Annotated in this window: 7 protein-coding genes; 3 read left to right on the top strand and 4 right to left on the bottom strand. The window is 69.2% G+C overall.

Annotated features, from left to right (window positions below; genetic code table 11):
- Positions 1-47: 47 nt before the first annotated feature.
- Together E8M01_RS04585 and E8M01_RS04590 are read right to left on the bottom strand one after the other, a co-directional pair.
- Positions 48-1,622: a helicase HerA domain-containing protein gene (locus tag E8M01_RS04585; protein WP_136959035.1), complete on the bottom strand. Its 1,575-nt coding sequence runs from the start codon at positions 1,620-1,622 to the stop codon at positions 48-50.
- A 198-nt stretch (positions 1,623-1,820) separates the two neighbouring features.
- Complete coding sequence (locus E8M01_RS04590; RefSeq protein ID WP_136959036.1) at positions 1,821-3,386, bottom strand: AMP-binding protein; 1,566 nt, start codon at positions 3,384-3,386, stop codon at positions 1,821-1,823.
- A 579-nt stretch (positions 3,387-3,965) separates the two neighbouring features.
- Here E8M01_RS04590 and E8M01_RS04595 point away from each other — a divergent pair.
- Genes E8M01_RS04595 through E8M01_RS04605 form a run of 3 tightly spaced genes read left to right on the top strand, consistent with a single transcriptional unit; the run spans position 3,966 to position 10,839 of the window.
- Entirely contained in the window at positions 3,966-5,708 is a 1,743-nt protein-coding gene (locus E8M01_RS04595) for an autotransporter assembly complex protein TamA (RefSeq protein WP_246088597.1), read from the top strand.
- A complete protein-coding gene (locus E8M01_RS04600) occupies positions 5,708-10,024 on the top strand; it encodes a translocation/assembly module TamB domain-containing protein (RefSeq protein ID WP_136959038.1) in 4,317 nt (1,438 codons plus the stop codon). The genes E8M01_RS04595 and E8M01_RS04600 overlap by 1 nt, the downstream gene beginning before the upstream one ends.
- Before the next feature lie 17 nt (positions 10,025-10,041).
- Positions 10,042-10,839, top strand: coding sequence for an APH(3')-II family aminoglycoside O-phosphotransferase (locus tag E8M01_RS04605; RefSeq protein ID WP_136959039.1), 798 nt, complete (start codon positions 10,042-10,044; stop codon positions 10,837-10,839).
- Positions 10,840-10,850: 11 nt separating this feature from the next.
- Here the strand turns inward: E8M01_RS04605 and E8M01_RS04610 are convergent, their stop codons facing one another.
- Together E8M01_RS04610 and E8M01_RS04615 are read right to left on the bottom strand one after the other, a co-directional pair.
- The gene (locus E8M01_RS04610) at positions 10,851-12,206 is read right to left on the bottom strand and encodes an HlyD family type I secretion periplasmic adaptor subunit (protein ID WP_136959040.1); all 1,356 of its coding nucleotides are present in this window, start codon (positions 12,204-12,206) and stop codon (positions 10,851-10,853) included.
- Complete coding sequence (locus tag E8M01_RS04615) at positions 12,203-13,921, bottom strand: type I secretion system permease/ATPase (protein WP_136959041.1); 1,719 nt, start codon at positions 13,919-13,921, stop codon at positions 12,203-12,205. Before E8M01_RS04615 ends, E8M01_RS04610 begins: the two co-directional genes overlap by 4 nt.
- Positions 13,922-14,138 lie beyond the last annotated feature (217 nt).

Below are 14,138 nucleotides of genomic sequence, written 5' to 3' on the forward strand. Positions count from 1 at the left end.
ACCATAACAAGCAGTGTGGCCGGCCGAGGTCCAGTGCGGCGCTTCGCTTATTCGGCCGGGATCGCCTCCGGCTCCTCGTCCGGTTCGCCGGTCTCGCGGCCGCCGAACATCAGCGCCTGGGCCGAGGCGAGCTTGGAGATCGCGGCCGCCGGCTTGCCGCCGCCTTTCGGGCTGCCGGGCAAGGTGCGCCAGCCGACGCCGGCGATCGACACCGTGCGGTTGCCGCGGAAATCCGCCTCGCAGCGGATCAGGCCCTGTTCGCCCATATAGGTCAGCAGCCAGCGGCCGCGTGACGGCGAATGGCTGCCATAGGCACGCGCCAGCGCCTCGTCGGACGGGCAGACCGCCTGTTCGCGCGCCGCCCGGGCGACCAGCAGGAACACCCCCTGCATTTCCTCCGGCAGGCTTTCCGAGACGGAAAGCACCTGCTGCCAGGCCTCGTCGCCGCTCTCCGCGCTGATGCCGGCACGCGCCAGCGCCAGCCGCCGGCGGAACGCCGACATGTCCTGGCCGAAGCCGCCGAGCTTGCGCAGCCGGCAGTGGAACTGAAAATCCTGGTAGAGCAGCGGCACCGGCCGGAATGCGGCTTCGGGATCCGACAGAAGCTCGGCATAGATGCCGTCGAGCAGTTCCTGCCGTTCCGCCTCGGAACGCGGATCGGCTTCCGGCTCGGGCGCCATGTCGATCGCTTTCGAGGTTTCGATCCGGCGCATCAGGTCGGCGGTGGCGATCGAGCGCGACGAGCTCGATGCCGGCATCGGCAGCACTTCGGCGCTCGCATCGAAGATCAGGTCCTCGAGCGCATCGCGCGAGGTCTCGGGCAAAGGCATCAGCGACGGCCGGCCGCTGCGGCCGGCGGTATCGACCGCGCCGATCCTGATTCCGAGCGGCCGGCGCGACAAAGCCGGCCCGAGCGCCACGAACTGGCCTGGATCGAGATCACGGAAGGCCTCGGCCTGGCGGCGCTCCATGCCCAAGAGATCGGCGGCGCGCGCCATGTCGATGTCGAGGAAGGTGCGGCCCATCAGGAAGTTCGAGGCTTCGGCCGCGACATTTTTGGCGAGCTTGGCCAGGCGCTGGGTGGCGATGATGCCGGCAAGGCCGCGCTTGCGGCCGCGGCACATCAGGTTGGTCATGGCGCCGAGCGACGCCTTGCGGGCATCGTCGGCGACTTCACCGGCCACCGCCGGCGCGAACAATTGCGCCTCGTCGACCGCGATCAGCATCGGAAACCAGACGCTGCGGTCGGCGTCGAACAGGCCGTTGAGGAAGGCCGCGGCGCAGCGCATCTGCTCTTCCGCGTCGAGGCCCTCGAGGTTGAGCACGACGGAGGCGCGATGCTGGCGGATGCGGGTGGCGATGCGCTGCAATTCGCCGGGACTGCGCTCGGCATCGACGACGGTATGGCCGAAACGCTCGGAGAAGCTGACGAAATCGCCCTCCGGATCGATGATCGCCTGCTGCACCCAGGGTGCGCTCTGTTCCAAGAGCCGGCGCAGGAGATGCGACTTCCCCGACCCCGAATTGCCTTGCACGAGCAATCGGGTGGAAAGCAGCTCCTCCAGGTCGAGCTTGGCGGGTTCGCCCGCCGATGTCGTCCCAAGCTCGATGCCGACTTTCATTCCACCTCGCATGCCCTGCCCTTGGCGGCCGGGACATTATCACGCCAAGAGACTGCAGCGGATGCCATTGCCGGCACTCCACAGGAGATCGCAGCCATGCCCTGCCGTCATTGCGGCGCGGCCGGCCAAGGCCGAATCGCCCTCGTCCTCGAGCCTTGATACATCGCCTGGACGATGACCGCAGGTGGGTCCTGCCGGTTACGCCACGCCGCGCTTGCGGCCCTCCCAATAGGGCGCGCGCAACACCTTGCGGTCGATCTTGCCGAGGCCGGTGACCGGGATCGCCGCGACGAAATTCACCGATTTCGGCGACCAGGGCGCACCGCGCTGCGCCTTCACATGCGCCTGCAGCTCCTCGGCCGTGGCAGCCGCGCCCGGCTTGAGCACGACGAAGGCGGTGACCGCCTCGCCCCATTTGTCGTCGGGAATGCCGATCACCGCGGCTGAGGCCACCGCGGCATGCGCCATCAGGGCATCCTCGACCTCGCGCGGATAGATGTTGAAGCCGCCGGAGATGATCATGTCCTTGGTCCGGTCGACGATATAAAGATAGCCCTCGGCGTCGCGCATGGCGACGTCGCCGGTATGCAGCCAGCCGCCGCGCAATGTCTCCTCGGTCGCCTCGGGCCGTTTCCAGTAGCCCGACATGACCAACGGTCCGCGCACGCAGATTTCGCCCGGTTCGCCGACCGGCACCTCGCGCATGTCCTGGTCGAACAGCTTGACGTCGACGAACGGGCTCGGTCGTCCGCAGGAGCCGAGCCGCTCGGGCCGTGCCAGGTCGTGGTCGATCTTGCGCAGCGTCGTGATGCACTGGGGCGCCTCGGTCTGCCCGTAGAGCTGGACGAAGACCTGGCCGAAAATGCCGATCGCCTCCTTCAGGCGGTCCGGCGACATCGGGGCAGCGCCATAGACGATCATGTCGAGCGAGGAGAGGTCGTAGCGGGCCCGGATCGCCGGCTGGTCGACCAGCGCATAGATCAACGTCGGCACCAGGAAGGTCGCGGTGATCTTTTCCTCGGCCACGACACGGCAATAGGCGTCGGCATCGAAGCCCTGGGCAAGCCGAACATAACCGCCGCGATACATGACCGGATAGATGGTGACGCCGGCCGCATGGCTGATCGGGGTGGCGGCGAGATAACGGATCTCGGCCGGCCAGTCCCAGTCGCCATAGAGCAGCAGTGTCATGGTGACGATCGCCCGGTGCGACAGCATCACGCCTTTCGACCGGCCGGTGGTGCCGCCGGTATAGGCAAGCCAGCCGATCTCCTCGGCCTCGCTCTCGTCGACGAGGGGCGCCGGTGCGGCCGCCGCCGCGGCTTCGATCAGGTCGGGCACCCCCTCCATTGGCCCGAAGGAGAGGAAATGCCCGAGCGTCGGCACCCTGGCCCGGATCGCCCGCCCACGCGGGCCGAATTTCGCGCCTTCGACGATCAACAGGTCGATCTCGGCGTCCTCGATGATGAAGGCCTGGTCGTCCACCGCCGCCAGCGGATGCAGCGGCGTATAACGCATGCCCATCAAGAGGCCGGCGCACATGGCGGCCCAGGACTCGGCGCGGTTGCCGGCGAGGATCGACAGCGCGTCGCCTTGCTTCAGGCCCATGGCCTTGAACACCGTGACGAACCGGCCGATCGCCGCGCCGAGTTCACGGTAGGACCACTGGATCGTGCCGTCGGAGATCGCCGGCCGGTCGCCATGGCGGGTGATCGCACCGACGATGAGACCGCCGACCGTCCCACCGGAATAGAGGCTCTGCATGACGTTCTCCCCGCCTGCGGCCGGACCTCATGTGCCTGGGCCCGATCCCCGACAATGCCTCACGCTGGCCGCTATCGGGCAGGTGAGACGATCAGGCGAGAAGTTCTGCATGGCGGGCGGCGCGCTGGCGAGCAGCATTTTCGTGGGCCCTCATCCGCCGAACGGCCGATGGCGATCAAAAAAGCCTCCTGGTCCAGTCGGGACGGAATCGCCAGCGCCCGCCTGCATTGATGCAAGGCGTCAGCGGCGCGGGCTGGCCTTGTGGCATGGCTGAAGATCACCGCCGCCGCCGGCGTTCGCCATAATTTAACCCCATGCGGGCCATTGTATCGACGCTGAAAGGCTGTGTGAATGTTGGTTCAGTGGCGGGTCAGACCCCGAGCATATGTCTATGCTTTGTTGGCAATACTAAGCGTTGCTGGCCACGACTCCGCCTATTCGCAAAGTTTTTTCGGACTGTTCGGCAACGATCAACCGCAGGTCGTCGCCAACGCGCTGTCCTATCAAGTTACCGTCAGAGGGCTCGATAGCGACAAGGACGCCGCAGCCTCGATCAACGACGTCTCGATACTCTATCGCTTGCGCTCCGAACCGCCTGTCGACGGCGATGAATTGTTGCGGCGCGCGGAAAGCGACCTGCCGCGCGTCGTCGATGCGTTGTGGGGCTCGGGCTATTACGCCGCCAACGTGTCGATCGTCGTTGGCGGCCAGGCGATAGCGCTGGGCCGGCCAGCGCCGGCCGGCCTCAAGGTGCTGCTCGACCGGTTCAAGGGCCGCGCCGTCGTGCCGGTCGAGATCGTCGTCGATCCCGGCCCGCTCTACACGTTCAGCCGGGTCGAGATCATCGACCAGCGCAGCGGCCGGCCCTTCGATCCCACGGTGCTGCCCGGGCGTGTCGTCTCGCTGAAGGCCAATGAACCCGCGCGCACCGCCAGCCTGCTCGCCGCCGCGGCGCAATTGTCGGACCATTTCCGCAGCCGCAGCCACCCCTTCGTCAAGGTGATCAGGCGCCAGCCGACCATCGATCATCGTTCGCATCAGGTCGATGTCGTGCTGGCCGTCGACCCCGGCGCGGTCGCCGGCATCGGCGGCATCGGTGTCACCGGCACCCGCGACGTCAATCCGGCGGTGGTGCGCTCCTTCATCTATGCCGAACGGGGCGACCCCTATTCGCCCAAGGCGCTGACCGACATTCGCAGATCGGTCTCGCGCATCGAGGCGATCGGCGGCGTCAGGGTGCGCGAGGCGACCATGCTCGATGCCGACGGCAACCTGCCGCTCGACGTCGAGGTGACCGAGCGCCCGCCGCGCGTGCTCGGCGCCTCCGTGCGCTATTCGACCGTCGACGGGCCGGCGCTGAAGGCCTATTGGGCCCATCGCAACCTGTTCGGCGGCGCCGAGCGGCTGCGGCTCGACGCCGACCTGTTCTATCTCCTGTCGAACCAGAACTGGATCGGCGGCAGCCATCGCGGCGGCTTCACGCCCGACAATATCGGCGGCCGGCTGGCCGCCTCCTTCGTCAAGCCGGCGCTCGGCGGCAGCCGCAACGACCTGTTGATCGATGCCTCGATCCTGCGCGAGCGCACCGAGTTCTATACGAGCAATGTCGCGGCCGCGACGGTGGCCATCCGCCACCGCTTCACCGACGCCTTTTCGATCCAGGGCGGCATCGAGGGCCAGATCGGTCAGTCGATCGATCCGCTCGGCCGCAACAATTATGGCCTGGTCGGCATTCCCCTGTCGGTGACCTATGACTCGACCGACCGGCCGCTCGACCCGACACGTGGCTTCCGGGTCACCGCCTCGTTCACGCCCTATCACGGCTTCCGCGATGCCCCCTCGTTCTTCGGCGTCGGACGCATCCAGGCCTCGACCTATTATTCGCTCGACGACGCCGCGCGCTACATCCTGGCGGTCAGGATTGCCTTCGCCTCGATCGCCGGCGGAACGCTTGCCGACATCCCCGCACCCATGCGCTTTTATGCCGGCGGCGGCGGCTCGGTGCGCGGTTACGAATATAAGAGCCTCGGTCCGCGCGACGCCTTCGGCAATGTCGTTGGCGGCAAGAGCCTGTTCGAGGCCTCGTTCGAGGCCCGCATCAAGATCACCGACACCATCGGCATCGTGCCTTTCGTCGATATCGGCCAGGCCTTCGCCTCGTCTTTGCCTGACGGCTCGGAGCGGCTGAGGATCGGCGCCGGCCTCGGCCTGCGTTATTATACCGCCATCGGTCCGATCCGCCTCGACTTCGCAGTGCCCATCGCCCGCCAGCGCGGCGAGCGTGCTTATGCCGTCTATGTCAGCCTCGGACAGGCCTTCTGATGACGAAAGCGCAAGGGTCAAACCGCTTCGGTTTCCGCCGCCTCGGCCTTGGCCTCGCCCTGGTCGCCATGGGCCTGATGCTGCACGCTTCGGTGCCCCATGCACAGGAAGACCAGGGCGTTCTCGCCGGTTTCATTTCCAAGCTCCTGTCGACGCCGACCTCGCGCGTCACCGTCGGCGCGGTCGAGGGTCCGCTGTCGTCGGACGCCACCATTCGCAATGTCTCGGTCGCCGATGCCGACGGCGTCTTTCTCAGGATCGACACGATCCGCCTGGTCTGGCGCCGCGCCGCTCTGCTTGCCGGCCGCATCGAGGTGCAGAACCTCGAGATCGGCAAGATCGAACTGACCCGCAAGCCCAAGGGCGACGACAGCGCGCCGCCCTCCGACGGACCGCTATTGCCGGAACTGCCGGTCAAGCTGCAGGTCGACAAATTCAGCCTTGGCGAGATGGCGCTGGGCGAACCGATCCTCGGCGTCGCCGCGCGCTTTTCGGCCAGCGGCAATGCCAGCCTCGGCGCGCCGTCCGAGGGGCTGCAGGCCGTGCTCGACATCCGACGGCTCGATTCACCAGGCCAGTCCGCGCTGCGCCTGCGCTTTACGCCGGCCTCGCAGCAGCTCGACCTCAGCCTGCAGCATGACGAGCCGGCCGGCGGCATCGCCGCGCGGCTGATGGGGCTGCCCGGCCAGCCGCCGGTGAAGCTCGACCTCGCCGGCGCCGGCGTGCTCGACGACTGGCGCGGCCGGGTGGCTTTTGATGCCGGCCCGGGCACCGACGCGCGTGGCGAGGCGCGGCTCAGCCGCAGCGGCCTTGAACGGCGGCTCGGCCTGGACCTGACCGCCCATGTCGAAAACCTGCTGCCGCCGGCGGTCGGAACCATCTTTGCCGGCACCACCTCGCTCAATGGCGGCGTCACCTTCGCCGACGACGGCGCCATCGGCATCGAACGCTTGCGGCTGGCCTCCGATCTTGCCGAACTGGCGATCGCCGGGCGGCTCGATGCCAGCCGCATCCTCGACGTCGCGGTGACGGCCCGCGCGCTGCCGACCGCCAATGGCGGCACCCGGCGCGGCGAGGCGAGCCTTGCCCGCCTTGTCTTCGACGCCACCGCCAAGGGCCCGGTCGCGACCCCGCGGGTCGACGGCAAGCTCGATCTCGCCGGCCTCGACACACCTGGCCTCAAGCTTCAGGCGCTGGCGGCGACCCTGGCGGTCGAGCCGCTGGGCACGACCGGCCCGCAACGCTACCGGATCGCCATGGACGGCCGCGCCACCGGCGTCGTCCCGGCTGATCGGGGAATGGCCGAGGCGCTCGGCGACAACGCCACCCTGGTCGTTCGCGCGACCGTCGACGACAAGACCATTGCCGACGTGACGGAAGCGCGGATCGCCACCCCCAATCTGGCGCTCGGCTTCACCGGCCGGGCCGGCTCGACCCTGGTCGACGGCCGCGTCCAGGGCGAGATCACCAGGCTTGCGGCGCTGTCGACCCTGGCCGACCGGAGGCTCGCCGGCCGCGCCACCCTGCAGGTCGCCCTGACCGGCGATCCCCAGCTGTCGCGGGTGATGGCGCGGATCGAGGGGCGCGGCACCGAGCTTTCGCTCGGCGACCCCGTCGCCGACCGGCTGGTTGGCCGCCAGCTGACGCTTGCCGGCGCCGCCCGGACCTCACGCGACGGCGTCACCCTCGACCGGCTGACCGCCCAGGGCCAGCATGTGACGGCGGTCATCGACGGCGGTGTCGCCAGGACCGGCCTCGACCTGACCGGCGACCTCTCGCTGGCCGACCTGACGCGCGTCGACCCGCGGCTGGCCGGAGCGGCGCGCGTCAATGCCCGCGTCACCGGCCTGAAAGATGACCCTGACGCCACCCTCGTCCTGACCGCTCCCGATATCCGTGCGCTCAACCGGCCGATCCGCGACCTGCGCCTGACACTCGCCGCGACCCGCCTCGTCAGCGCCCCGGCCGGAACCTTGTCGGCCGGCGGCGACGTCAACGGCAAGCCGCTGATCCTCGACGTCAAGGGCGGCGCCATGGCCGATGGCGGCTGGCGGCTCGACCAGCTCGCCGCCCAGCTCGGCTCGGTCTCGGCGGAGGGCCAGGGCACACTCGACCAGGCTGGCCTCGCGGCCGGCCGCCTGACGGTTTCGGCACGCGATCTCGATGACATCGCGCCCCTGACCCTGACACGCCTCGGCGGCGCGCTCGAGGCGACCGTCAACGCGGCCGCCAATGCCGGGCGCCAGCAGCTCGCGATCACCGCCGACGGCCGCCGTCTGGTGATCGGGACCAACACGCTCAACGCGCTGAAAGCCGATCTGCGCACCGAGGATATGGCCGGCCGCCCCGTGCTCAACGGTACCGCCAGCATCGATCAGCTTGTCGCCGGCGGCGAGACCATCGAGCGCATCGCCTTCAATGCCCGGCCGGCGGGCGAGGCAAGCGACATCTCGCTGACGGCATTGGCCCGCGGCTTCAACCTGGCGGCCGCCGGCAAGCTCGGTCTCGGCACCGCGACGCGCCTTGACCTCGCATCCTTCAGCGCGGTGCGCTCGGGCGCCCGCATCGCGCTTGCCGCGCCGTCCACCCTGGTCCTGGAGAACGGCCAGGTTCGCACCGACCGCCTGGCCATCGCGGTGCAAGGCGGCGAGATCGAGCTCAGGGGTAGGTTCGGCGCCGAGCTCGATGCCGTCGTCAACGCGCGCCGCGTGCCGCTCGCCGCGGTCGACATCGTCGCGCCGGGCACCGGCCTGCGCGGCACGCTCGACGCCCGCGCCACGCTCAACGGGCCTGCCGCGGCGCCGCGCGGCCCGTTCGAAGCGACGATCAAGGGGCTCAGCGCGCCGCAGACCCGTTCGGCCGGCGTGCCGGCGCTCGACATCACCGCCCGCGGTGAAGCCGAGGGCGCACGCGCCTCCGTCGATGTCAGGATATCCGGCGGCGCGGCGCTCGCCTTCACCATCAACGGCCTGGTGCCGATCTCACCCCAGGGCAGCTACGACCTGCGGGCCCGCGGCACGCTCGACGCCGGCCTCGCCAATGCGACGCTCGCCGGCACCGGCCAGCGTGTCGCCGGCCGTGTCGCCGTCGACGGCACCATGCGCGGCTCACGGGTCCGGCCCGACATCCAGGGCACGGCGACGCTGTCGAACGGCGCGTTCAACGATCCGATCCAGGGCGTCGCCCTGACCGGCATCGAGGGCCGCGTCAGTGGCCGGGGCGACACCATCGTCATCGAGCGGCTGACCGCGCGGACCAAGAATGCCGGCACGATCAGCGTCAGCGGCCGGGTCGCGGCCGAACCGGAGCGCGGCTTTCCGGCCGATCTGAAGATCTCCGCCCGTAACGCCCAGCTGGTCTCGAGCGACGTCGCCGATCTCGTGGCGAGCCTCGACCTTGCCGTGTCGGGCCCCTTGTCGACGGCGCCCCGCCTGAGCGGCCGGATCGACGTGACGACGCTCGAAATCCGTGTGCCCGACCGGCTGCCGAGCGCCGCCGAGCCGCTGCGCGATGCCCGTCATGTCGCCCCGCCGCCGCAGACCCGGGCGCGGCTCGCCCAGATCGCCCGCCAGCGCGCCGCCAGCCAGCAGCGCCGCGGCGGCCGCGCCGCCTTCAATGCCGTGCTCGACCTGACCATCGATGCGCCGTCGCGCGTCTTCGTCCGCGGCCGCGGCATCGATGCCGAACTCGGCGGCACGCTCAGGCTCGCCGGCACCAGCAACGATCCGCGCGCCAATGGTGCGCTCGAGCTCCGGCGCGGCCGCTTCTCGCTGCTGACCCAGCGGCTGGATTTCACCCGCGGCCGGCTGACCTTCGGCGGTGGCGACGTGATCCCCGACCTCGACTTCGTCGCCGAGACCCGGGCCGCCGACGTCACCGCCAGCATCGCGGTGACCGGGCGCGCCACCGAGCCGCAATTCACCCTGACATCGTCGCCGGCCTTGCCGCAGGACGAGGTTCTCTCCCGCCTGCTGTTCGCCCGCGCCTCGGGCGGCCTGTCGCCGTTCCAGGCCGTGCAGCTGGCCCAGGCCGTGGCGCAGCTGGCCGGCAGCGGCGGCGGTCCGGATGCCTTCGAACGCACCCGCCGGGCGCTCGGCCTCAACGATCTCGACGTCGGCATGGGCGCCGGCGGACCGACGGTCGGCCTGACCCGCAACATCAACGACCGCCTGCGTGTCGGCGTCAGGGCCGGCACCAAGCCGGAAAATTCGGCTGTCGGTGCCGATATCGACCTGACCCGCCGCCTGCGCATCCAGACCGAGATCGGCGCCGACGGCCGCGCCGCGGTCGGCATCGGCGCCGAGATCGAATATTGATCGAAAGCGAGGCGCCCATGCCGGAAGCCGACATCGTTCAGCCCACCATTCCGCCGGCCTGGGCCGAACGCCTCGGCGACTATGCTTGGTTGCCGCAGACGATCGGCCGTTCCGACGCAGCGGTTTTCCGGCTCGAAGCGGGAGGCCGGCCAATTCTCTTCGCCAAGGCCGAAGCAATCCGGCCGCTCGCCGAACTGCCCGGCGAGATCGCCAGGCTCGGCTGGCTGGCCACGCGCGGCGTCGCCTGCCCGCGCGTGCTCGGCACCCATGAGCACGCCGGCTGGCATTGGCTGCTGATGAGTGCCCTCCCCGGCCCCGACCTGGCCTCTGCCGCGGATATGCCGCCGGCCCGCCGCGTCGAGATCGCCGCCGGGGCGCTGCGCCGTCTGCATGGCCTGGATACCGCGGATTGCCCGTTCGACCATCGGCTCGACCACCGCCTCGCCGCGGCCCGGGCGCGCATGGCCGCGGGGCTGGTCGACGAGACCGATTTCGACGACGAACGGCTCGGCCGGCCCCTGCCCGACCTCTATCGGCAGTTGATCGCGGACCGGCCGCCTTCAGAGATGCTCGTCGTCACCCATGGCGACGCCTGCCTGCCCAATCTCATCGCCGGTGAAACCGGTTTTGCCGGCTTCATCGACTGTGGCCGCCTGGGGCTCGCCGACCGCTATCAGGACCTCGCTTTGGCCTCCTGGAGCATCACCTACAATCTCGGCGCGGCCTGGGTGGCACCGTTCTTCGGGCATTACGGACTGCCGGAGCCCGATCCTGCGCGGCTCGCCTATTACCGCCTGCTCGACGAGTTCTTCTGAGAGCTCGGGCTCTACTGCTCCCGAAACGCCCGCATGACCTGATCGGTCAGCGGCTTCATCAGATAAGAAAACGTCGTCCGATCCCCCGTCCTGACGAACACCTCCGCCGGCATGCCGGGGATGATCTTCAGGCCCTGGAGCTTCGCCAGCTCTCCCTCATCCACCGCGACACGGGCGGTGTAGAAGGTGATCTGCGACTGCTGGTCGCGCGCGACATCGGCTGACAGGCGCACCACCTTGCCTTCGACTTCCGGGGTGGTTCGCTGCGGGAAGGCGGTCAGGCGAATGAAGGCGGACTGGCCAATGACGACATGGTTGATGTCGTTCGGCTGGATGCGGATCTCGATGACCAGGGCATCCTCGCCGGGCACGATCTGCATGATCGGCTGGCCGGCCTGCACCACACCGCCAAGGGTGTGATAGGCGAGCTGGTGGACGTAGCCGGTCTGCGGCGCGCGGATGTCGATGCGTTTCAACTGGTCTTCGGCCGCGATGCGCCGCTCGACCAGTTCGCCAATCTTGCCCTGCACTTCGCGCAGGTCGGTTGAGACCTCGCGCCTGAGCTCCTGGTCGATCTGGATGATCTGCAGTTCGGCCTCGGCGATGCGGCCTTCGGCGCGGGCGCGCTCGGCGACGAACTGGCCAACCTCGCCGGCAAGCCGCGCCGCCTCGCGCTCCAGTTCCACCATGCGGGTGCGCGGCACCAGGTTGCGCCGGAACAGGCCACCGACATCGACCAGCTCGCGCTGGATCAGCTCGACCTGCTTGCGCCTTGCGGCTTCCTGCGACTGCAGGCCAAGGATCTCCTCGCGGATCTGGGCAATGCGTTCGGCCAATTGTTTGCGCTGGCCGTCGCGGGCGGCCAGGCGCGCCGAGAACAGCCGCCCCTCGCCTTCGAAGGCCCTGACCACGTCGAGATCGTCGGCGACCGGCCGCAGCTCGTCCGGCAGGGCGAAGGCGAGGCCGTCGCGTTCGGCCTCGAGCCGGCCGCGGCGCGAATAGGATTCGTTCAGCTGCTTGACCACCACCGCGAGATTGGCGCGGGTGACGGTGTCGTCGAGGCGGATGACGAGGTCGCCTTCCCTCACCCGCGAGCCGTCGCGCACCCGGATCTCGCCAATGACGCCGCCGGTCGGGTGCTGCACGGTCTTGACGTTGGAATCGACCACGACCGTGCCGGCCGAAACCACCGCGCCGGCGAGCGGCACGGTGGCGGCGAGAATGCCGCTGCCGCCGACCATGACGGTGACCAGCAGCAGGCCGAACCGGACGAGATGGCGGATCGACAGGTCCTGTTCGGCGGCCTCCGAGGCCTTGGCCGGATTGGCGCCGGCATCGGGCAAGGCGATGGGTGCGGGACCAGTCATGGCGACCTCGTTCCCTTCGCCGGGGCGAGCACCTTGTTCAGCACCTCGTCCTTCGGCCCGAAGGCAGCGACGCGGCCATCCTTCATGACAGCGACCATGTCGACCGCCGTGATGGCGCTCGGCCGGTGCGCCACCACGATGGCAATGCCGCCGCTGTCGCGGATATGGCGGATCGCCTGGGTGACCGCCGCCTCGCCCTCGGCATCGAGATTGGCATTGGGTTCGTCGAGCACCACCAGAAAGGGATTGCCGTAGAGCGCACGGGCGAGCGCCACACGCTGGCGCTGGCCGCCTGAGAGCGCAATGCCGCCCTCGCCAATGCGCGTCTCATAGCCGGCCGGGAGCTTGCGGATGACATCGTCGGCGCCGGTGGCACGGGCCGCCTCGACGATCGCCTGCGGATCGGCATCGGGCTGGAAGCGGGCGATATTCTCGGCGACCGTGCCGTCGAACAGACCGATATCCTGGGCGAGATAACCGATGAAGCCGCCACGCGCATCGGCGCTCCATTGCGAGAGCTCGGCGCCGTCGAGCCGGAGCGAACCACGCAGTGGCAGCCAGGAACCGGTGAGCACACGCGCCAGCGTCGACTTGCCCGAGGCCGAGGGTCCGATAATGCCGAGCGCCTGGCCGGCCAGCAGCGAGAAAGAAATGCCCTGGATGATCGGCTCTTGCGCGCCGGGGGCTGCGGCAAAGACCTGATCCACCGTCAGCATGCGTTTCGGCGCCGGCAGCGCCATGGGTTCGGCCCCATCGCCGAGTGCGGCCATGGTCTTGCGCAGCCGCGCCAGGGCCTGGCGTGCCGCCACGAACCCTTTCCAATGGGCCACCGCCAGCTCGATCGGCGCCAGCGCCCGGCCCATCAGGATCGAGGCGGCGATCATCACGCCGCCGGAGACCTGGCCTAAAATGACCAGATAGGCACCGAGGCCAAGCATGGCCGACTGCATGAACATGCGGAAGATGCGCGAGACCGCGCCGTAAGTGGTGACGACGTCGGAGGCGGCCTCATTGGCCTCCAGGAACCGGCCATTGGTCGTCTGGTAGCGGCGGACCAGCGCCTTCTGCATGCCCATGGCGACAATGGTCTCGGCATTACGCTTGACGCCCTCGGCAATGCCGCTGCGCGCCGCCGCCTCGCGCGAGACGATCGCGGTCGGCTCCTTGGTCGCCCGGTCGGTGAGCAGCGTGACGGCCAGCAGCACGACGCAGGCGACCAGCGCGGTCAGGCCGATCCAGACATGCAGCAGGAAACACAGCAAGAGGAAGATCGGCACCCAGGGCAGGTCGAAAAAGGTCGTCGGCCCGAGGCCCGACATGAAGCCCCTGACGGCGTCGAGATCGCGCCCCGGTTGCAAGGCGTCCTGGCGCAGGCCGGCGCGCACCGGGATCAGCACCATCAGGTCGAAGATGCGCGGCGCCAGGCGCCGGTCGATCGCCGCCCCGATGCGGGTCAAGATGCGCTGCCTGACGACGTCGAGCAGCCCCTGGACCAGGAAAACGACGAGCAGCATGGCGGTCAGCCCGACCAGGGTCGGCACGCTGCGGCTCGCCAGAACCCGGTCATAGACCTGCAACATGTAGATGGAGCCGGCGAGCATGATCACGTTCATGACGCCGGAAAACAGGCCGACCCAGACGAGCGAACCGCGGTATCCAGCGAGAACCTCGCCCAGGGGATCACGCGGCGAAGCCGGGTTTGGAAGACTACGCATGATGCCCTGTCTGCTCGACACGCGGATATTGGTCGCGGGTCACTGGGATTTTCGTAACGCTCTGCCTGACAAAGGTCGAGTGCGGTTGCGGAGAACAGCCATACGGCCGCTGGTTGCTTCGACGTTCGCCGGCCCGCGGCCCTATGCGCGCGCCCTTCGAAGACGGCCGGCTCGCCGAAGCCTTCCACCCCTCCGGCCGCCGCAATGAACAGGATGC

The sequence above is a fragment of the Phreatobacter stygius genome, from assembly GCF_005144885.1.
GTDB classification, from domain to species: domain Bacteria; phylum Pseudomonadota; class Alphaproteobacteria; order Rhizobiales; family Phreatobacteraceae; genus Phreatobacter; species Phreatobacter stygius.